The sequence below is a fragment of the Schaalia cardiffensis F0333 genome, from assembly GCF_005886435.1.
GTDB classification, from domain to species: Bacteria; Actinomycetota; Actinomycetes; order Actinomycetales; family Actinomycetaceae; genus Pauljensenia; species Pauljensenia cardiffensis.
The window spans coordinates 2195389-2216742 of record NZ_CP040505.1; the positions used below are offsets into that span (position 1 = coordinate 2195389).

Below are 21354 nucleotides of genomic sequence, written 5' to 3' on the forward strand. Positions count from 1 at the left end.
CGTTACTCCTGCTCCGGGGCGTTCGTGCGCAGCGACGCCCTCATCACTGTGTCGGGCCTGCGGATCTGCGTCGTCGGCCCTCCACTTTCAAAGGCCTCAGCGAAGGCCGCAGCTTCGGCACGTCCCTGCTTCGTCTGCGAAGCGGCATGAAGGATGTGCTCGTAGCGCCCCTCGGGATCCTCAGGCGCCGAAAGCACTCGGGCGCGCACATCCTCGTCGAGGTTCTCCTCATCAATGAGGCCATAGCGGCGAATATTGCGATCCGCGATCGCCTGGAGGCGCGCAAGAGTCTCAGCGTCGCCCCCGCCCTTGAACAGGTGCGCGAAGCGCCTCTGCGGACGCAGATACTCCTCGACGGGAGCCGGGCGGCGAATCTTCGTCACAGAGGTGATCTCCCCGCCCTCGGCTTCGAACACGGGGAACAGGCCGGTCTGCGTCGCAAGCCGGGCCAGCTTGACGGTGATACTCGATGCCGCGCCCCACCCCAGCGGGCAGGGGACGAGGACGTGGATGTAGCGCGCCCCGTGGTAGCTCATCGCCTTCTTCACCTTGTGCTCAAGGTCGCGAAGATCGGCGACGGTCGCAGTCGCAACATAGGGGATCTCGTGGGCCATTGCGATCCGAGCCATGTCCTTGCCCTGGCCGAAGCGATTGCCCGGATTCGGGCCGACCGGTTGGGTCGTCGCGGTGCGAGCCGTCGGGGGAGTGGCCCCCGAACGCTGTACGCCCGTGTTCATGTACGCCTGATTGTCGTAACAGATGTACAAGACATCGTCATTGCGTTCGAACATGCCCGATAAGCAACCCATGCCGATGTCAACGGTTCCGCCGTCACCGCCCTGGGCGACGACCCGAGTCGTCTTCCCCTTAGCCGCCAGGCCGGCCGCGGCCCCGGCGGCGACTGCGGGGGCGTTGCCGAACAGAGAATGCAGCCAGGGAAGCGTCCACGCCGACTCCGGGTAGGGCGTGGAGAAGACTTCCAGACAGCCCGTCGCATTCACCGCGACAATGTCGCCTCCGCTTGCGGCAGCCGCAGAGTCGAGGGCGTAGCGGGCGCCGAGGGCCTCACCGCAGCCCTGACAGGCACGGTGGCCAGAGGTGAGGGTGTTCCAGCGGTTCGGGTCGGACTGGAGTGAACGATAGTCCTCTTCGGCGAGCCTGTTGCCGACCGCATAAGAGCCGACCTGGTAGAACTTCACGTGCTCGCGCGCGGGGATCGCGGTCTCTTGAACTTCGGGGATCCCGAGGTGGACGGACATGATCCTTCTCCTTTCAGTTCCCGGTTTCGTGTGCAAGCGCCGCGTCGGAGCGTGCATAGGAGTCACGGACAATGTTCTCCGCGAGCGGGCCAGACAGACGGGAGGCAGCCTCGCGGGCCAGCTCGGCATCAACGAGTTCACGGTCGAGGTCGAGGAAGGTCTGCGCTTCAAGAGTGTTCTGTGCGGAGGCGTCGAGAAGGCCGTGCAGGGAGGCCTTCGTGATCGGACGCCCACCAAGGCCCGCGAAGACCTCGAAGTTCTCAATCCCCATGCCTCGTACGGCGCCGCGGCAGTAAGACGAGACGATGCCGCCGATGCCGACGGAGAAGGCCTTTTCAATATTGATGAAGCGCCTGCAGTCCTTCAAAGCGTCGCGCACGGCCTCGGTGGGGAAGGGACGGAAGCTCGTGATCCCCAGGACCCCGATCTTCTCTCCGCGCTCGCGGCGCTCGTCGACGACATCCTTGATGGTCCCGAGAACAGAGCCCATCGACACGATGATCGTGTCCGCATCCTCAATCCTGTAGGGGCGAACGAGGCCGCCGGAGTCTCGGCCGAACACTTCGGCGAACTCCTTTTGGACCTTCGGGATGAGCTCGAGGGCCTGCATCTGACGGTGGTGCGCGAGATAGCGGACCTCCGTGTAGGCCTCCGGGCCGACCATTGCACCGATCGACACGGGATTCGCCGGGTCGAGGACCTGGCGGGGCTCATAGGGCGGGAGGAAGCGGGCGACGTCCTCGGCCTCGGGCACGTCCACGATCTCCATCGCGTGAGTGAGGATGAACCCATCCATGCAGACCATCACGGGCAAGGAAAGCTCCTCGGCGATGCGGAAGGCTTGGACATGCAGGTCGGCGGCCTCCTGGTTCGTTTCCGCGTAGAGCTGGAGCCACCCGGAGTCTCGCTGGCTCATCGCATCCGTATGGTCGTTCCAGATGTTGATGGGAGCACCGATCGCCCGGTTCGCGACCGTCATGACGATCGGGAGGCCAAGGCCCGAAGCGTTGTACACGGCCTCGACCATGAAGAGGAGGCCCTGTGAGGCCGTTGCCGTGTAAGTGCGCGCTCCGACCGCTGAAGCGCCGATGCACGCCGACATCGCGCCGAACTCGGACTCGACGTTGAGGTATTCGCAGCCCTCGATCTCACCCTTTTTCACGAGGGCAGACAGTGCTTCAACAATGTGCGTCTGAGGGCTGATCGGGTAGGCGGCCACGACCTCGGGTCGACATGCGGCAATGGTCTTCGCTATCGCCTGGGATCCTTCGATCTGTTCACGCATCGGCGTTCTCCTTCGAGTCCGCGCGGCCGCGTTCGGCGGCGACGAGGTCGTATGCGGCGGTCGCGGCGGACACGTTCGCGTCACCGACCTTTCCGGGGAAGCGGTGGCGGATCGCGTCGGTCACCGACTGCAGGCGGATGAGTCCTGTGAGGGCAGCGATCCCGCCGAGCATGACGGCGTTGGGAACGGGGCGGCCCACATGCTCGCGGGCGAGGTCGAATGCGGGAAGGGTGATCGCATGCCCCTTCGGCAGTCGATTCACCAGTTCGGACAGGCCCAGCTCCTCGAAGCTCTTCGTGGAGTTGAGCAGCGCGTAGCCTTCGGGTTTGAGACCGGCGAACACGTCCATCACGCTCAGGAGAGTCGGGTCCTGGACGACGACGACATCGGGTTCGAGGACGGGTTCGCGCGTGCGGATCTCCGTCTCGGCGATCCTGCAGAAGGCGACCACTGGCGCGCCGGTGCGCTCAGAACCGAAGGAGGGGAACGCTTGCGCGTGGTGCCCATCGGTGAATGCTGCCATTGCGAGCAGGTCGGACGCGGTGACGACGCCCTGTCCTCCTCGACCGTGGATTCTCACTTCGACCATGCTCTTGACGCTATGCCCAGGGGAGGAAACTCGGTCCCATTTGCATAGATTTGCTCTTTTCCCTTGAAAACTCGGGCATTGCGGTGACCACAGTGTGAAACGGTGAAGAACCTCGGGCGATAAAACACACCACTGCACTGTCGTAAAGGAAACTCCCAGTCAGGTCCCATCAGACTTTTGCGATACCCGCAGAGCACGCCCAGGAAGAGTTCAGGACGAGCGCAGGAGAACGTGGCCCAATAGATGCCATATCGACGTTCGCGCGAACCACAGTTTGAGCGGATTCTCCACCCCGAAGCGCAGGCGACCAGAGCCTGCGAAACAGACGGGCACATGATGAACGGTCCTCGATGAACCCCCAACACCCATGGAGGCGAAGGCTGCGCACCGTTTCCGACTCAAGTGAAGGACGTGTGAATATGAGACATCCATTGAGAAAACGAGCGAGCACAAAGCCACTGAAGCTCGGGTCCATCGCCTTCCTCGCCTCCATCGCGCTCGCCGGATGTTCAGCCACGAATGCGCTGGACAGCCTCGACAACACTCTTGGCTCCAGTCAATCCGCGAGCGAAGGCACACCCGCATCTCACACCGCAGCACCACCTAGCGCGGCTCAGGCCCTCGCCGAAAACGCCGCCGCATCTCATGTCGGCGATGACGAGTGGGACGAGGCCCAGGCTCAGACGATCACCTTGCACACATCGACTGCCACCAGCGACGCGGAGGGGGTGAACGTCAAGGACTCGACGGTGACGATCACCCAGGCGGGGGTCTATCGGCTCAGCGGCCAACTTAAAGGACAGGTCATCATTGACGCCCCGAAAGATGCCGATGTCATCCTCATTGTCGACAATGCTTCGATTGAGAATGAGTCCGGCGCAGCCATTTGGGCGCACAGCGCGGACAACGTGGTGATTTCCTTGGAAGGAAACTCCACCGTGTCAGACGCCTCCTCCTATGAGGATTCGGCGGAGGCGAATGCGGCGATCTACGCGGACTGCGACCTCACGATCACAGGGGAGGGGACATTGAAGGTCACCGGGAGGGGGAACGATGCGATCACCTCCACAGACGATTTGTACATCCTTTCGGGAACGCTCATGATCACAGCTGCGGACGATGGCCTGCGCGGAAAGGACTCCCTCACCATTGCGGGTGGCACGATCAGCGTCGAAGCCGGTGGTGATGGGCTCAAAGCCGATCAGGACGCAGACACGAACGCCGGTTACATCACGATCCAGGGTGGAGAAGTCTCCATCACTTCCGGTGGCGATGGCATCGACGCCCACACCGACGTCATCTTGACGGGCGGCAGCATCGATGTGAAAGCCGGAGGCGGAGCCTTCTCGGGCGCAAACGCCACCACTTCGACGAAGGGCGTGAAAGCCGGGGTCTACCTCATTAGCGAGGACGCGAGCCTCAACATCGACTCCGCAGATGACGGACTCCACTCGAATGGGGCGCTGCGCCTGAGCTCTGGGACGATCACAGTGGCCAGCGGCGATGATGGTGCCCACGCGGAAGTGGCCGCGCTCCTCGACGGTGCTGATCTTGCCGTTTCCCAATCGAATGAAGGTCTCGAAGCCGGTCTGATCACGATTTCTGGGGGCACCGTTGATCTGGTCGCCACCGATGACGGGGTGAACGCCTCGGGGTCGACAAGCGTTGAAGAAGGAGTGGCCGCTGTGCAGGACAGCTCATCTTCGACTGAGAACTCTCAAACACCGACGAAGGATCCACGCGCCGGGAAACCCGGCCAGGGTGCAGCTCCTGAGGGCACAACCCCTCCGGAGGGTGCCATCCCACCTGAGGGCGCCCCTAACGGGGACTTCGGGGCATCGGGCCTTCCCAATCCTGGGGAGATGGGAGCGGACGCCACAGGTCAGGGCGCTCCCGGCGCTGGAGGGGGAGGCGAATTTGAAGACACCGGTGAACAACTCAACATCACCGGAGGGACCCTCACCGTCAACGCCGGGGGAGATGGCATCGACTCCAATGGCTCTATCACCATCAGCGGAGGCGCCACCACGATCTACGGTCCCGAAAACGGGGCGAATGGGGCGCTCGACTACAACGGGACGATGACTCTCAGCGGGGGAACCCTGCTCGCCATCGGCTCTTCGGATATGGCCCAGGCACCTTCCTCAACGCAAGGTCAAGGGTGGGTCTCCTCCACAGTCTCAGGCTCCGCAGGATCCACAATCACGATCAGCGATGCCCAGGGCGTCGTCCTGGCGAGCTACACCTCCCCGAAGGCTTTCGCTTCCGTGATCTTCTCAAGCGCCGAGATGACGGCGGGCGCGCAATACACGCTCAGTGTTGACGGGGTCTCGACCTCGGTGACGGCCGGTGAGCCTGCAGCCGGGCAGATGGGCGGGGGCCGCATGCCAGGGCCTCGCGGCTGAGAAGCCTCAGTCCGAAGCGGGGGTGAAAAGGGACAGTAAATCCGTCAGGCTCGCCACGACGAGAGCACCCGGCGCATCATCGGGCAGCGTGACGGAAGTCCCAGGGCGCACGAGCAAAGCCGCGGGCATATGGGCATCGCGCGCGGCGGCGATGTCGATCGGACGATCTCCGACGCACAAGACCTCCTTGGGGTCGAGTCCGTGCTTCTTCGCCAGGAGCAGGTTCATCGCCGGACTCGGCTTGCGCTCAATCCCATCAGGGGCGCAGACCATGTCATCCACGTGCAGGTTCAGGGCGCTCAGCAAATGCTGAGCGCTGGTGCGGTCACGGTGGGTGGCCACGAGGTTCAAACCACCGACCCGACTGACCCGCTCCATCACCTCAAGCGCCCCTTCCATAACGGGGGCGGGTTGGTGACGCCAGCGCTCCTTGAGGGCCTCGTAAGCGCTTTCCAGTGCACCCCGATTGGCGCCGTACTGGCCCACGAGAGTGTCCATGGCGTGGGCGATGGATCGCCGCGTCGCCAAGGTGACCACACGCAGATTCTCAGGATCGCAGTTGCCGAAGGTCGCTTCGCACAGGCAACGGTCGACCTCTGGATAAGTGTTGACGAGAGTGCCGCCCATGTCCCAAATGATGTGCCTCATGTCCCCATTGTCCCCGCATCTGCTTGTCCGGTAAGGCGAATCGGGAGCCGGTCTCACCCTGCAACGCCTTGAATCTGAGAACACCTCAAGCCTTAGAAGCCTCTCATCTCCTCCACAGCACAGATTTAAGGAGAGGGAGTGCAATAACACCAAGAGATCAAGAAAAGGAGAACATCATGACCGCGCTCATCACGATCGGCATCGACCTCGTCGCTATGCTCGTCCTCGTCTTCTGCCTCTACTTCCCCAGACACCGGAGGGCAGACCTCGTCGCCGCGTTCCTCGGCGTCAACGTCGGCGTCCTCGCCGTCGCAACGGTCCTCGCGAACTCCGCAGTGTCCGCAGGCCTCGGCCTCGGCCTCTTCGGCGTCCTCTCGATCATCCGCCTGCGCTCCGACGAAATCACCCAGCACGAGATCGCCTACTACTTCGCCTCCCTGTCCATCGGCTTGCTCATGGGAATGACGAGTACGCCGACGCCCCTCGTCGTCGGACTTGTCGCCCTCATCCTCGTAGCTCTCGCATTCGGGGATTCTCGTCTCCTCTTCGGGCGCTACTCAAACCAGACTGTGCAACTCGACCGCGCCATCACGGAGGATGCTGCACTTCGGGCCGCCCTCGGCGAGCGCCTCGGCGCCACAGTCATCGGCACCCGAGTCATCCGCGTCGACTTCGTCAACGACCTCACCCTCGTCGATGTCCGATTCCGCGACTACACGCGCGCCGAGCGCTCCAAGGCCAGGCAGCGCCAGCTCGACGAACAGGCAGAACCTCGCGTGGAACACAGCTCCGCCCAGCAGGCAAGCGCCCACACCCTCGTTTCTGCCGCGCCGAAACCCTGAAGCAGAACATGCGTTGACGATGACAGTGCACAGGGAAGGACCTCCGATGACCCCCCACCTCCTCCAACACCCGCGCATCATTCAGCGCAGTGCCGATGCGCTCATCCCCGCCGACCTCGACACGATCGGACTCGCTGAACTCAACGAGCAGGCGGAGATGCTGACGCGAGTCGACCGCAAATACATCGTCACCCGCTCGCACATCCCCGACATCATGTCCGGCCTCGACACGGACACGAAGGTCCTCAGCATCGCAGGGGTCCGCTCCCAGGCCTACGCATCGACCTACTTCGACACTCCGGGACTGCGCTCCTTCCTCGATACGGCCCGGCCCCGCAGGCGCCGCTACAAGATCCGCACCCGCGCCTACCTCGACTCAGGCATCGCCTTCCTCGAAGTGAAGATCCGAGGAGCGCGCAACACGACCGTCAAGACCCGCATCCCCTGCAGTGTCGAGGACGCGCGCGCAGGAAGGATCACCGCCGAAGGCGAGGCCTGGATCCGAAAGACTCTCACAATCGCTGCTTGTGAGACACCGACCCCAGGCTCGCTTCGTCCGGTCTTACGTGGCTCCTATACGCGTGCGACTCTCCTCATGCCCCACGGGGATGGGCGGGCGACCATCGATTCCGACTTGAAATGGACGAACCTGCGTCATGTCGGGACCGGGGATGGGGAGGGCGCGAGTCTTGAAGCGTCCGACTTCGTCATCATTGAGACGAAGTCGGGCTCCACGCCCTCCGCGCTCGACCATCTCCTCTGGGAGAGGGGGCACCGCCCAGCGCGCATCTCGAAATACGCGACTGCGATGGCCGTCCTCGACCCCTCGCTTCCGAGGAATCGGTGGACGAGGACCCTGTCTAGGTACTTTGCCGCTTGAGCAATCGCAAGCAGATTCTCAGCTGCGATTCTTCATGTTGATGCGTCTTAGTGCGGCGAGGCGACGACGTGGGTGGGGTGGGTAGCGTAGTCGGAGGGAGTCGGAGACCTTGGGCGGCAGGCAGATGGGGCATGAGTCGCAGATGTAGTCTTGCAAAGCGCGATGTCAAGCCTTGCGCAACAGCACAAGGCTTGGAGATCATCACCCCCTTCGAGCGTGAAATGAAAGGCGCATCATGACTCTCCCCTCCGAAAAGCTCGCCGAGCTCGGCCTCGAACTGCCCCCAGTCGCTACCCCGGTCGCCGCCTATGTGCCCGCAGTGCTCGACCGGGGTGTCATCCGAACCTCCGGCCAGATCCCAGTCGTCGAGGGCGAGCCAGTCTGCATCGGTGCTGTCGGCGAGGATGGGGCCGACCCCGAAGATGCGAAAGATGCTGCGCGCGTCTGCGCTTTGAACGCCCTGGCCGCCGCTGCTGCGCTCGCCGGAGGCGTCGACCGCCTCGCAGGTGTCGTGAAGGTCGTCGGCTTCGTGGCGTCGCGCCCCGACTTCTACGCTCAAGCAAGTGTCATCAACGGCGCCTCTGAACTCTTCGGCGAGATATTCGGCTCTGCCCACGCGCGCAGCGCGGTCGGCGTTGCCGCTCTGCCGTTGAATGTGTCCGTCGAGGTCGAGGCCGAGTTCGCCCTCGTCGAAGACTGAAGGCCGACGAAGGCTCATAGCCAAAGGGCAAGAGGCGCAGACTTGTGGGTGGCGAGGGGCTCAGACGGGGTCCCGAAGGCTTAGACAGGGCGCCGAAAGGGCCACATAGCTTGCCGAAGGCTCAGACGGAGCCGATCGCTCGTGCAGGGCGCGCGAGGTATGAGGTGAAGCCCCGCCGATCTGCGAAAGCCTCCCGGGTCTCATGTCTCCGATTCATCGCAATACACTGGACGAGCACCCCCACCGGGGTATCCCCATCCACAGTTCTTCAGGAGATTTCATGGCCGACACCATGCCCAAGATGGCCGATACCATGCCCGAGGCAGCGCCCACGACGACTCACCAGATCTTCACACTCGTTGATGCGAGAACCAAGGTTGAAAATCTCAAGACGAGCGGCGGCTGCGGTTGCGGCGGGCATGGGGGTAGTCGCGGCGGCTGCGGCTGCGGTGGGCATGGCCACGGTGGAAGGCGCACTCAGAGCGCTGCTCAGAAAAGGCCTGCCGCCCAGGGACTCCCAGAGGGAAGCGGCGTTGCAGAAGCAAGCGGCGTTGAGGAACTCGACATCCACGCCCTCCCGAAAGTCGTGCGCCACGCCCTGGTTTTCCATGCGATGGACATCCTGCCCATTGGAGAGAACATTCGTATTCTCGCCCCTCATGCCCCCCAAGCGCTCTTCGAGCACCTCCAGAACTCCGAGTCCCACTACCGAGTGGAGACCTTAGAAGAAGGGCCACTCAGCTGGCGCTACCGCATCACGCGCCTGTCCTGAAGCCCCTACACCAACAGGGAGGTAATGCCCTCGTCGTGTTCGCGTGAGCTGGCACTACCTTCGCAGATCAGGAGTTCACTCGTCTGAGCTAATTTTGAAGCCCGCGCTTGAGCCCTCGGGGCCCAGAGCCCGTGCCTCGGCCCAGGGCTCATCCGCGAGACCTGAAGCCCTCGAGTAAGCCCTGGGGACTCGACAAACTACGAGACCCCAAGGCCCACCCGACCCCGCAGGAACCCCTCAGCCTCGCAGTGGGCGCGTCGCGCCCACTGAAAAGACGAAGAGAGAGGAGAGGGACCTCTCAGCCCCGCAGGGGCGCGACCGTCTCGACGGCCCTGTCGATCGCCTCGACACTGTCCTTCGCATCGCCGAAAAGCATCGACGTGTTCTCCCTGAAGAAAAGGGGATTTTGGACACCCGCGTACCCGGTGGCCATGGAGCGCTTGAACACGATGACGCGCTTCGCATCCCAGACCTTCAGCACGGGCATGCCCGCGATCGGGGAGCCGGGCTCCCCAGCCGCCGGATTCACCGTGTCATTCGCCCCAATGACGAGAACGACATCGACCTCGCCGAAGTCATCATTCACCTCATCCATCTCGAGGACGATGTCATAAGGGACCTTCGCCTCGGCGAGAAGGACATTCATATGACCGGGCAGGCGCCCGGCGACCGGGTGGATCCCGAAGGTGACCGTGATACCGCGCGCCTCAAGATCTTCGACGAGAGCGGCAACCGGGTACTGCGCCTGTGCGACGGCCATGCCGTAGCCGGGCGTGATGACCACGCGCTTGGACCCAAGGAGCAGATCAGCGACCGTGGACGTATCGACCTCGCGGATCTCGCCCTCTTCTTCCCCACCATGCACATGCGCCGTCGACGCATCCGTGCCAAAACCTCCGAGAAGGACATTGAGGAAGGAACGGTTCATCGCTTCGCACATGAGATAGGACAGGTAAGCGCCCGAAGAACCGACAATCGCGCCCGTGATGATGAGCAGATCATTGTCAACGAGGAAACCGGTGAAGGCCGAGGCCCACCCCGAATACGAGTTCATGATGGACACGACAACGGGCATATCGCCGCCGCCGATCGCGATAACAAGGTGAATCCCGAGAGTCAGGGCGATGACCGTCATGAGGACGAGGCACGCCCAAGCCGCGAGCGAGAAATCACCATGCTCCACGAAAAGGACAGCGAGCACGAGACATACGATGAGGGCTACGAGATTCAACCAGTTGCGGGCGGGCAGGAGAATCGGACGACCGGGAATACGCCCCTGAAGCTTCAACCCCGCAACAATCGACCCCGTGAAAGTCACCGCTCCAACGAACACGGAGAGGAACACCTCGCCGTAGTGGAAGGACCCGAGGGAAGCGGAGGAAACATCGGGATGCAGATAGGAGTTGTAGCCGACAAGGACAGCCGCAAGTCCGACGAGACCGTTGAAAATGGCGATGAGCTGCGGCATCCCCGTCATCTCAACATGGAGCGCCCTATAGATTCCGATCGCACCACCAAGACCGATCGCCAAGGCGATGAGCACAGCGGTAACGAGGACGCCGTGAGCCGGTTCACCTGCGAGGACAAGCACGATCGCGGCGGCACAGGCGAAAGCCATACCGACCATGCCCGCGATATTGCCCTTCACCGCGCTTTCATGTCGGGACAGGCCCGAGCAGGCGAGGATGAAAAGGATCGACGCAGCAATGTAGGCGAGCGTCACCGGCTGGTTGAGAGCGGACAAATCCAGAGGGAGGTTTTCAAGGTTGTGCATGGCGCTTCACTTCCTGAACATCGCGAGCATGCGGTGCGTCACCGCGAAGCCGCCGAAGATGTTGACGGACGCGAGGACGATCGCGACGAAGCTCGTACCCGCGATGAGCGGATGCGGGTCGCCGATCTGCGAGATCGCGCCAATGAGGATGATCCCTGAGATCGCATTCGTCACCGACATGAGCGGAGTGTGTAGCGCCGGAGTGACATTCGAGATGACGTAGAAGCCGAGAATCACCGCGAGGATGAGAACGATGTAGTGCCCGGTCGCCGCCGCAGGAGTCACGAGGATGAGAGCGATGAACACTGCGATCGCGAGAATGAGGCCGATCAGTCCAGTGCGTTTCGCCCTCTTCTCCTTCGCGGCCCTGCGCGCCGCCTCTTCAGCGAGCTCCTGCTCGCTGGGCCCGCTCGCGACTTTCGCAGGGGCGGCGGACACGCGGATCGGCGGTGGCGGCCACATGATCGAGCCTTCGACACTGACGGCGATGCCCCTGACGATCTCATCATCAAGGTCAACGACGAGTTCGCCGTCCCTGCCGGGCGTCATGAGTTCGAGAAGATTCGCAATATTGCGCCCATACAAGCCGGAAGCCTGAGTGGGCAGGTGTCCAGCGAGGTCAACGTAGCCGATGATCGTCACACTATTGGCAGTCGTCACGACTTCCCCGGGGACGGTGAGCGCACAGTTCCCACCGTTCACGGCAGCCATGTCAACAATGATCGAACCCGGTGCCATGCCTGCGATAGCGTCCTCGTCGAGCAGGATCGGCGCTGTCCTGCCGGGAATATTCGCGGTCGTGATGACAATATCGGACTTCGCGGCCTGCTCGGCATACAGAGCATTCGCCGCCGCCGCTTCCTCGGCGGACAGAGCCTTCGCGTACCCGTCCTCAGACTTTCCCTGAGAAGTCGGCAGGGGAACGAAACTCGCGCCCATCGACTCGACCTGTTCGGCGACCTCGGGACGCACATCCGTCGCCGAGACGAGAGCCCCCATTGAATTCGCAGTTCCAATCGCCGCGAGCCCTGCAACGCCCGCACCAATGACGTAGACACGGGCGGGAGGCATCTTGCCCGCAGCGGTGACCTGACCGGTGAAGACCCGCCCGAAACGATTCGCAGCCTCCACGACGGCCCGATATCCCGCGATATTCGCTTGAGAGGAAAGAACATCCATCGCCTGTGCGCGAGAAATCCTCGGGACCGCATCCATTGCGAGCGCCGTGATCCCCAGGGGCGCCAAACTCTCGGCAAGCCCCGGGGTCTGCTGTGGGGCGAGACGGGCGATCAGGGTTGCGCCGGGCCTCATCGCCGCGAGCTGCTCCTCATTCGGAGTGTCGACCGCGATGACGACATCAGATGCCCACACGCTGTGCGCATCAACGAGGCTCGCGCCCGCGTCCTCGTACAGGGAATCTGGGAAGGACGCGCGAAGGCCTGCGCCGCGCTCAACGAGGACCTCGTATCCGAGGCGAATGAGAAGCTCGACGGTCTGCGGGGCAGCGGCAACGAGCGGCTGGCCCTCCCTCTCGCGTGGAACAGCGATTCGCATAGGTGCTCCTTATCGTAGGAGTCGAAGGACGTGATGCGGATCATGTCCGTGGTTCTCCGTCACCTTAAAAGGCCCCTCGACCTCGACATCGGGACCAAGGCCCGAACTCGGTGTTCCGCTGGGGAAAAACGCGGCTTCCCCACGCCGTTTAGGGTGCCGACATGGCCCTTGACGATTACCTTTGAGGCATGAGCTTCTTCGACGATGACACCGCCCAGCCGGAAGAGGACTTCGATCGCATCGAAGTCGATATGACGATCAAAGCGTCCGTCGAGGACGTGTGGGGCATCGTCGCAGAACCGGGCTGGTGGGTGAACGACGGACCCGTCGGCGACCACGAGGTCACCCGCGATGAGCACGGCTATTACCGCGTGAACGACCCGGAAGCGGGTGAATGGCTCGTCGAAAAAGGCGACGAGGATCCGATGGACATCGTCTCCTTCCGCTGGTATCCGCTCGCCTCCGACGAACTTCCCGAAGACGCCTCGACGAGCATCGAGATCTCCCTATCCGAAGAAGGCTCAGGCATTGCAGTCCACGTGGAAGAGTCCGGCTTCTCCGCCATCGCCGAAGACGATGCCTCAGCCCGTTCGATTTGCGAGGACGAGCTCGCCATGTGGGAGGTCGCGCTCGCGGCCGTGAAGGCGCACCTGGAAGCCTGAACCTAGGCGGTCGGAGCCCACTTTCAAGGTCGAAGAGCGTCCAAAGCTCGCCGTGGAGTAGCGTTATCGGGAATCCCCACAGGCATGGGCGCATTGAGCCCATCCGATCTTGAAGGAGTCCGATGACCGCGAAGGACACCGCAGCCGTGTCAGGGACACAGGATCTGCAGCGCACTTTGCAGAACCGTCACGTCCAGCTCATTGCAATCGGCGGAGCAATCGGCACGGGCTTGTTCATGGGCTCGGGTAAAACGATCGCAACGGCGGGACCCTCGGTCCTCTTCGTCTACATCATCATCGGAGCCGTCCTCTTCCTCTTCATGCGCGCCATGGGAGAACTCTTACTCTCCGATTCGCGCTACACGACTTTCGCGGACATTGCGCGTGACCTCATTGGCCCCTGGGCCGGTTTTGTCACGGGGTGGACCTACTGGATGTGCTGGGTCGTCACCGGTGTCGCGGACATGGTCGCGATCACCGGTTACATTCGGTTTTGGTGGCCCACTACGCCTGCGTGGATCCCGATTGTGATCATGACGGCCCTGCTCTTCACACTCAATGCGATGACGGTCAAGGCCTTCGGTGAAACAGAGTTCTGGTTCGCCCTCGTGAAGATCATCGCGATCCTCGCCCTCGTCTTCGTGGGAATCGGAATGGTCCTCATGGGCACCATCGACGAGGCCGGAACCGCTGCCGCGGCCTCGAATCTTTGGTCGCACGGAGGTTTCTTCCCGAAAGGCGTGATGGGTTTCCTCGGCGGTTTTCAGATCGCTCTTTTCGCTTTCGTGGGCATTGAACTGGTTGGCACCACCGTCGCCGAGACTGCGGACCCTGTGAAGACTCTGCCGAAGGCGATCAATTCGATCCCGATCCGCATCATGTTGTTCTACGTCGCCGCGCTTGCCGCGATCATGATGGTCACTCCCTGGGATCAGGTGGATCCTGAGCGCTCGCCTTTCGTCACGATGTTCTCAATGACGGGCCTAGGTGCAGCCGCAACGATCGTCAACCTCGTGGTCTTGACTTCGGCAGCCTCCTCGGCGAACTCGGGGATTTACTCGACGTCGCGCATGCTTTTCGGCCTGGCGAACCGAGGGGATGCGCCCAAAGTGTTCTCCCAGCTGTCGAAGCGTCACGTTCCCAGAAACGCCCTGTTCCTTTCTTGCGTGTTCCTGCTCAGCGCGATCATTCTCATGGCTTCGGGCGATTCGATCTCCGCAGCCTTCACACTGGTCACCTCAATGTCCGCGACGCTGTTCATGGGCGTGTGGGTCGTCATTGTCGTCTCCTACCTGATCTACCTGAAGAAGCGCCCTCACCTGCATGAGGCCTCGACCTTCAAGGCTCCCGGCGGTGCGGCTTCCGCGTGGTTGGTCCTTGGCTTCATGGCGATCATGGTTGTCGTCCTTGGGCTTTTCCCCGATACCCGGGCCGGATTGGTTCCCTCTTTGGTGTGGATCGGCGCGGTGACTGTGGCGGCGCTCGTGCATCGTCACCGCATGCTCAAGCGGGCGGAGATGGGGCAGCTCGAAGACTTCTGAGGCTCTCTTGCGGCCGACGGGTCAGTCTGGACCTTATTGACACGTACTGTGCAGTTCCGAGCCCTTCTTGTGGGGAGGTGTCTTCCGATCCCCGACCACCCCTCACCAGGGTGTCTCTGAACCCTTTCTTGCGTGGAAGTGTTGCTTCGCGTGGCGCGCTCATGGCAGGGGCATGCGCGATCGCACTGTGATGCGCGATCGCGCCGTGATGCGCGAGCGGAGGGGTTGGCAGCAAGTGGAGGGTTTATATCCCCTCCACAAGTCGTGAAACCCTCCTTTTCTTGAGGCCCGCTCCTTTTCTTGAGGCCCGCTCCTTTTTTGGGGCTCCCTCCTTTTCTTGGGGGCCCTCCTTTTGAAGGATGGGTGGTCCTCGCATGGTGTCCCGGCATCGAATTTAGGGCTCAGTGCGCTTGGAGCCGAGGCCTCGTACTGGGCTGGACAATGCCCTGACTTCGCGCTTCGAGGCTGCAGGAGAGTAGGCTTGAACCAGTGCCACGGGAACCTGGAAGAACCGGGTTGAGAGGAGGGCCCTCGCCCTCGACCGTCGAACCTGAACCGGCTCATACCGGCGTAGGGAGGCTGCCTGCTCGTGCGCACCGTGCTGTGAACGAGAGGAGAACCCCCAGCATGGGCACCACCACTTCCACTTCCGCTCCGCGTCTCAACTGGCGCGTCGTCGACATGGTCACTGCCGCCGTCCTCGGCGTCGCCTGCGGCCTGATCTTCCTCGTCTGGAATCAGATCGGTGGTCTGGGCTACTCCGTGCTCGACGCCCTCACCCCCGGAATCGGCGGCCTCGTCCTGGGGATCTGGCTCCTCGGCGGGACCCTTGGTGGCCTCATCATCCGCAAACCCGGAGCCGCCATCCTCGTCGAAGTCATCGCCGCTTCCGTCTCAGCAGCCCTCGGCTCCCAGTGGGGCATCGGCACCCTCTACTCGGGAATCGCCCAAGGACTCGGCGCCGAACTCATCTTCTTGATCTTCATGTACCGCCGTTACAACGCGAGTATCGCGGCCCTGTCCGGCCTGGGCGCGGGAGTCGCCGCGTGGGTCCTCGAACTGTTCACCGCCGGGAATCTCGCGATGGGACCGGCATTCCTCATCACCTACCTGATCTGCTGCATCCTGTCTGGCCTCGTCCTTGGTGGGCTCGTCGCCTGGCTTCTCGTCAAAGCCCTCGCCGCGACCGGCGCCCTCGACCGCTTCGCCGCAGGACGCGAAGCCCGCGCCCGTGTCTGAGCCCCGCCCCACGGGCCTCCTCGTGAAAACCGAAGAAGCGGGTGCTCGCGTCGAGGCCCGAGCCTGGGGATGGCGCCACGGCGGCCGCCACGCCTGGGCCCTCAACAGCATCGACTTGGACATCGCCCCAGGTGAGCGCGTCCTCATCCTCGGCCCCTCAGGCTCTGGTAAGTCCACGCTCCTCGCGGGACTTGCCGGAATCCTCGGAGGCGAGGACGAGGGCGAAGCGCGGGGAAGCCTGAGCGTCGACGGCATGCCTCCGGAACAGCAGCGGGGCCGCATCGGATTGGTCATGCAGGACCCGGAGGCGCAAGTCGTGCTCGCCCGCGTCGGCGACGACGTCGCCTTCCCGATGGAGAACCTCAGCGTTCCGCGCGAGCAGATCTGGCCGAGAGTGGGACAAGCCCTCGAAGAGGTTGGCCTCGGCCTCCCCTTCGACCATCCCACCTCGGCTTTGTCTGGAGGGCAGAAGCAAAGGCTCGCCCTCGCCGCGATCCTCGCCATGCGTCCGGGGCTCCTCATCCTCGATGAACCCACCGCAAATCTTGACCCTGTTGGAGTGGCCGAGGTTCGTGACGCAGTCGAAGGGGTCCTAGCCGCAAGTGGAGCCACCCTCGTCGTCGTTGAGCATCGCGTCGACGTGTGGGTCGGCCTCGTCGACAGGATCATCGTCATCCTCGGCGGGAAGATCGCCGCTTATGGGCCTGTTGACCGTATCCTCGCCGAGCAGGGGAGCCTCCTGAAAGAACAGGGGATCTGGCTTCCCGGAGACGACGTCGCTGCCGCAGTCGGGGCGCCGGAGAAACGGCGTCATGAGACGAGTCCCTCCGATCCGATCCTTTCCGTGCGTGGCCTGACGATCGGATACGACCCCGAGCATCCCATTCGCACCGGAATCGACCTCGATATCGCCAGAGGGCAATCGACCTGCATTATCGGGCCGAATGGTACAGGGAAATCAACTCTGGGCCTCACTCTCGCGGGGCTTTTACCTGCCCTTGATGGAAACGTTTCCGCAGCGCCCCGAAACCCCGTGCGCTCCGCTTCGGCGGACCCCCACCAGTGGCGCTCCGCCGACCTTTTGGGCCGGATCTCCATGGTCTTCCAAGAGCCCGAGTACCAGTTCCTCGCGCGAAGCGTCCGCGAGGAACTCGAAATCGGGCCGCGGCAAGCCGGAATGTCCGAAGACGAGCTCGCGCCCCTCGTTGAGGAGCATCTGAAGGCCCTGGGACTCAGCGCCCTCGCCGAGGCGAATCCCATGACACTTTCCGGCGGGGAGAAGCGTCGACTCTCGGTTGCGAGCGCGCTCATCAGTGCCCCCGAGCTCCTCATCCTCGATGAGCCGACCTTCGGTCAGGACCGGGGGACGTGGATCGAGCTCGTCCGACTCCTACGAGATGCACGTGACCGGGGGACGACCCTCGTGTCGATCACCCATGATCCTGCCTATGTCGCCGCCATGGGGGATACGGTGATCGATCTTTCCGACATTGGCGCACCCGGTCGTGCTGGGAACACCGGGACTGCTCGGAGTGCCCGGAGTACCGGGAACTCTGGGAGCGTCGGTACTTCCCGGAGTGCCGGGAATGCTGGGAACAGCAGGAGCACTGAGAACCTCGGGGGCACCGAGGGAGCGAAGAACAACTCCAGAGGCGGGAGCGAGAACGGGGGTGTGAACAGGACGAATCCGACGGGTGAGAATCGAACCTGGAGTGAGAACGAAGGCCTGCGTGAGACGGCTTCCCCGAGACAGAGTGGAACTCGGAATGACAGCCCGACTTTGAGTGGGGGCGGAACACGGAATGACCCCCTGGCTTTGAGTGAGAACGCAGCCCGGACCGAAAACGGGCCTTCAAACGACAATGAGGCCGCCTCCTTTGCCCAGGTGCGCAGCGCAGCCGAGCACAAAGCCCCATCGACACGGCTCGATGCCCCCTCGCGCAGACGCAGGCTTCTCAACAGGGTCAACCCCGTGACGCAGGTCCTCGCCCTGATCGTCATGACGACCCCGCTCCTCATCACCATCGATCCAATTTCTGCGGGCATCGCCCTCGGCCTCGAAATCCTGCTGCTCCCCCTCGCTCAGACCAGGCCCACGACCCTTGCCCTGAGGATGATCCCCCTCCTGATCGCCGCCCCAATCGCTGCGCTCTCGATGCTCCTGTACGCAAACCCAGGGGGAGAGATCTTCTGGTCCCTCGGCCCAGCGATCATTTCTGAACGCTCGATTCGCTTGGCGCTGGGGATCCTTGTGCGCGTCCTCGCTGTGGGAGCGCCCGCGATCATCCTTTTGTCGAAGATCGATCCAACCGATATGGCAGATGGTCTTTCCCAGGTCCTCCACATGCCTGCACGTCCCGTGCTCGCCACTCTCGCAGCTGCGCGCATGACGGGATTGATGGCGGCCGATTGGAAGGCTTTGGAGCAGGCGCGGCGCATCCGAGGAATCGGCGATGCGAGGGTAGTGGTCTCCGCTCTGAGAGGTTCCTTCTCCCTCTTGGTGTTCGCACTGCGTCGATCAGCGAAGCTCTCGCTGACAATGGAAGCCCGAGGTTTTGGGACGGCGAGGACGAGGACATGGGCGCGCCCTTCTCATGTCGGAATGGCGGACGCCGTGATGATGCTCGTCGCCCTCATCATTCCCACTGCAGCTTTGACGGCGTCAGTCCTCAGCGGGTCTTTTGAACTCATCGGGCGGTGACGAGGGTGGGAGTGCTCAACGCTGAGGGAAAGGGAGTAAGCGACTCTGGAGAAGAGGAGCCGACAGGCACTGGCGCGATAGGTGCCCTGGATGCTGGAGAAGAGGAGCTGGCGGATGCTTGGGAGGTGGGTGCCTTGGGCGCTGGTGGCGCGGGTGCGGCGGATCCTCGCGTGCCGATAGCCTCGGGCGCCAGTGGCGCACACAAGCGAGATGAGTCGAGGGCGTGTGCGCACTCTTATGGGGAAGGTGAATCTCTTCAGGCCCACGAGGTGCGAGAACGCGTCGAGCTGTGCGGAGAAGAATCTTGCCGAAAGCCTCCCAAGGGCCATGATCTTCCACAGATCCATCCAGCGAAAACTCCAACCAAGACTCATATCGAGGCTCGCTCGTACTGGCAGGAGAAGCGAATCGAGGTCCATTGGGACGGGAGCGATGCCTTACCTGAGGCTCTCCTCGATTCCTGCATAAATGCGATCCGTGCTCTGCAAGAGCCTCTTCGAACAGGAGATACTTCCACCGTCAAAGACGCTCCTGCCCAGGGGAAGTCGTCGCACCCGTTTGACAGTGCGACGCAAGAAAGAACAACAGCCAACAGTCCGTGGAAGAGGGCAATCACAGGGGAGGCAGAGGCCCGGCAGACGGGCAACAGCCTTGTACAGGACAATAGTTTGCAGACGGGCCACAATCTCCTGCAGGGCAATGACGTGCAGACGGGCCACAATCGACGGGCAAGCCACAGCCTGGGGGAGGAGCAGGATCCCGACAGAACCCAGGAAGGTGGCGATGAGAGGCCGCGTCCGGCCACACCGATCATCCTTATAGATGGCCTGTCCGGAGCGGGAAAAAGCACTCTCGCACAAGCGCTCGCTCGCTCCCTCGCCTCCTCCCTGAGCGGCGACTTCGCTTCCCACGGCCCTGTTGAGCCTGTGCGCGTCCTCGCCCTCGACTCCCTGTACGAGGGATGGCACGGTCTGGAAGCGGGGAGCACAATCGCCTCCAGAATCGTCAAAGATCTCGCCGAAGCTCGCCCAGCACGCTACAGACCCTGGGACTGGGAGAATGAATCTCGCGGCGAAGAACTCATCATCGAAGCGGGAGCGCCCCTGATTATTGAGGGCTGCGGCGCCCTGACGCGAGAATCACGTCGATACGCCGCCATCGCCCTGTGGGTTGAAGCCGCTGGAGGCGAGAAAGAACGCTACCGCCGGGCGATCGGACGTGATGGAGAGATGTTCCGCGCATGGTGGGAGACGTGGGCTGAACAGGACCTGGGGCGTCTTGCGGGACCGAGGCCGGGAGGGAACACGACACAGCTCGTCGCAAGAGCAGACACGGACCCGCGCGCTCACGCGGATCTGAGGGCAGACCTACAGCAACGTCGAACAAGAATGGAGGCGGATCCGCGCGCCCATGCGGATCTGAGGGCGGTGGGGATCTCGTCGGCGAAGGCAGCCGCGGATCCACGCGCCCACGCAGACCTCCTCGTCATCACCTGAGGCGATCGGCGCATGCTTCAACAGCGGCGCATTCTTCAACACCTGAGGGGCGGATCCGCCCACGCCTGATCACCTGCGGTGAAGCGAGCACTCGAGCCAGATCGGCCGCATCCTTTTTTCCGCAGGCCCGATAAGATCCCCAGGTGGAATCCACTAACCCCTTCGAGGTCGAGGCACCGAGATACGGCGCCGTCAGACCCGCCTACCCGAGCCCCGTCCTCGACGCCCTCCTGAACGAGGCAGAGGCCTCCTTGGGACACCGGGCACGTTTCGTCGCCGACATCGGTGCGGGAACGGGAAAAATGACGCAACTCCTCGCCCGACGGGGTCTTAGCGTCGTAGCGGTGGAGCCCTCGAAGGCGATGCGCCAGCACATGAGGGAAGACCTCTTTCAAGAAGGATTCATCCTCCTTGACGAGGGCACCGCATCCGCTCCATCGACAATGCGGCAGAACCAAGGGTCCCGAGGCGATAGCGAAACCATTGCCGTGCGGGCAGCGAGCGCCGAAGCGACCGGTTTAGCCGATGGCACTCTCGACCTCGTCGTCTTCGCTCAATCCTGGCACTGGGTCGACCCCGTTCGGGCAGCGGTCGAAGCGGCGAGGATCCTCTCTCCTGGTGGAGTGCTCGCGGCAGTGTGGAATCAGATGGATGTGTCGATCCCCTGGGTTCACAGGCTGACGCGGATCATGCGATCAGGGGACGTCCATCGGCCCGAGGACCGACCGGACTTCGGAGGCGCGTTTTCACGTCCTGAGCTCAAACTCGTCACATGGGAGGAGGCGATGACTCCCGAGCAGATCCTCGAACTGGGGACGACCCGCTCCTCCTACCTGAAACAAGACGAGGCCGGGCGTCGGCGGATGCAAGCGAATCTGCGCTGGTACCTGCATGAGCATTTGGGGCGTCCGAATGGCTCGAGGATCCTGCTCCCGTACTGGACCCTCGTGTGGACAGCGCATCGGCTCTGAGCAGGCCTGTCATCCGCTAGACACAAGGCTAGGGAC

At 62.9% G+C, this 21354-nt stretch carries 17 protein-coding genes and 1 riboswitch; of the genes, 11 read left to right on the top strand and 6 right to left on the bottom strand.

The annotated features are described in order from the left end of the window. Positions 1-2 precede the first annotated feature (2 nt). From FFA61_RS09010 to FFA61_RS09020, 3 genes are read right to left on the bottom strand one after another with little or no spacing between them, the layout of a single operon-like run. Positions 3-1259 (bottom strand): thiamine pyrophosphate-dependent enzyme, encoded by a 1257-nt coding sequence (locus FFA61_RS09010; protein ID WP_005962665.1) that lies wholly within the window; start codon positions 1257-1259, stop codon positions 3-5. Between the two features lie 13 nt (positions 1260-1272). Beyond that, a complete protein-coding gene (gene porA / locus FFA61_RS09015; protein WP_005962662.1) occupies positions 1273-2544 on the bottom strand; it encodes a pyruvate ferredoxin oxidoreductase subunit alpha in 1272 nt (423 codons plus the stop codon). Next, entirely contained in the window at positions 2537-3133 is a 597-nt protein-coding gene (locus FFA61_RS09020; protein WP_005962661.1) for a 2-oxoacid:acceptor oxidoreductase family protein, read from the bottom strand. The genes porA and FFA61_RS09020 overlap by 8 nt, the downstream gene beginning before the upstream one ends. 419 nt (positions 3134-3552) lie before the next feature. Here FFA61_RS09020 and FFA61_RS09025 point away from each other — a divergent pair, with 419 nt between their 5' ends. Next, positions 3553-5538 (top strand): carbohydrate-binding domain-containing protein, encoded by a 1986-nt coding sequence (locus FFA61_RS09025; protein WP_005962659.1) that lies wholly within the window; start codon positions 3553-3555, stop codon positions 5536-5538. A 6-nt stretch (positions 5539-5544) separates the two neighbouring features. Here FFA61_RS09025 and FFA61_RS09030 read toward each other — a convergent pair whose 3' ends face one another. Further along, positions 5545-6186, bottom strand: a complete 642-nt coding sequence (locus FFA61_RS09030; protein WP_005962657.1) for an HAD family hydrolase — start codon at positions 6184-6186, stop codon at positions 5545-5547. Between the two features lie 176 nt (positions 6187-6362). Here FFA61_RS09030 and FFA61_RS09035 point away from each other — a divergent pair, with 176 nt between their 5' ends. From FFA61_RS09035 to FFA61_RS09050, 4 genes are all read left to right on the top strand, one after another. After that, on the top strand, positions 6363-7028 hold the full coding sequence (locus FFA61_RS09035; protein WP_005962656.1) for a DUF4956 domain-containing protein: 666 nt from the start codon (positions 6363-6365) through the stop codon (positions 7026-7028). Between the two features lie 46 nt (positions 7029-7074). Beyond that, positions 7075-7908, top strand: a complete 834-nt coding sequence (locus FFA61_RS09040; protein ID WP_005962655.1) for a polyphosphate polymerase domain-containing protein — start codon at positions 7075-7077, stop codon at positions 7906-7908. A 235-nt stretch (positions 7909-8143) separates the two neighbouring features. Further along, complete coding sequence (locus FFA61_RS09045; protein ID WP_005962654.1) at positions 8144-8608, top strand: RidA family protein; 465 nt, start codon at positions 8144-8146, stop codon at positions 8606-8608. 280 nt (positions 8609-8888) lie between these two features. Next, on the top strand, positions 8889-9380 hold the full coding sequence (locus tag FFA61_RS09050; RefSeq protein ID WP_005962652.1) for a DUF2249 domain-containing protein: 492 nt from the start codon (positions 8889-8891) through the stop codon (positions 9378-9380). 298 nt (positions 9381-9678) lie between these two features. Here FFA61_RS09050 and FFA61_RS09055 read toward each other — a convergent pair whose 3' ends face one another. Next, positions 9679-11154 carry an NAD(P)(+) transhydrogenase (Re/Si-specific) subunit beta gene (locus tag FFA61_RS09055; RefSeq protein ID WP_005962644.1) on the bottom strand — a complete coding sequence of 492 codons (1476 nt, stop codon included), beginning with the start codon at positions 11152-11154 and terminating at the stop codon, positions 9679-9681. Between the two features lie 6 nt (positions 11155-11160). Beyond that, positions 11161-12708 carry a Re/Si-specific NAD(P)(+) transhydrogenase subunit alpha gene (locus tag FFA61_RS09060; protein WP_005962643.1) on the bottom strand — a complete coding sequence of 516 codons (1548 nt, stop codon included), beginning with the start codon at positions 12706-12708 and terminating at the stop codon, positions 11161-11163. A gap of 188 nt (positions 12709-12896) precedes the next feature. Here FFA61_RS09060 and FFA61_RS09065 point away from each other — a divergent pair, with 188 nt between their 5' ends. From FFA61_RS09065 to FFA61_RS09090, 6 genes are all read left to right on the top strand, one after another. Then, complete coding sequence (locus FFA61_RS09065; RefSeq protein WP_005962642.1) at positions 12897-13370, top strand: SRPBCC family protein; 474 nt, start codon at positions 12897-12899, stop codon at positions 13368-13370. Between the two features lie 122 nt (positions 13371-13492). After that, on the top strand, positions 13493-14911 hold the full coding sequence (locus FFA61_RS09070; RefSeq protein WP_005962641.1) for an amino acid permease: 1419 nt from the start codon (positions 13493-13495) through the stop codon (positions 14909-14911). A gap of 484 nt (positions 14912-15395) precedes the next feature. Further along, a riboswitch (TPP riboswitch) is annotated at positions 15396-15505 on the top strand. Positions 15506-15538: 33 nt separating this feature from the next. After that, positions 15539-16150 (top strand): ECF transporter S component, encoded by a 612-nt coding sequence (locus FFA61_RS09075; RefSeq protein ID WP_005962638.1) that lies wholly within the window; start codon positions 15539-15541, stop codon positions 16148-16150. Beyond that, positions 16143-18851 carry an ATP-binding cassette domain-containing protein gene (locus FFA61_RS09475; protein WP_005962636.1) on the top strand — a complete coding sequence of 903 codons (2709 nt, stop codon included), beginning with the start codon at positions 16143-16145 and terminating at the stop codon, positions 18849-18851. Before FFA61_RS09075 ends, FFA61_RS09475 begins: the two co-directional genes overlap by 8 nt. Positions 18852-19519: 668 nt before the next feature. Next, a complete protein-coding gene (locus FFA61_RS09085; RefSeq protein WP_131247211.1) occupies positions 19520-20347 on the top strand; it encodes a nucleoside/nucleotide kinase family protein in 828 nt (275 codons plus the stop codon). Positions 20348-20490: 143 nt separating this feature from the next. Next, positions 20491-21318, top strand: a complete 828-nt coding sequence (locus FFA61_RS09090) for a class I SAM-dependent methyltransferase (protein ID WP_005962632.1) — start codon at positions 20491-20493, stop codon at positions 21316-21318. The last annotated feature ends 36 nt before the right edge of the window (positions 21319-21354 follow it).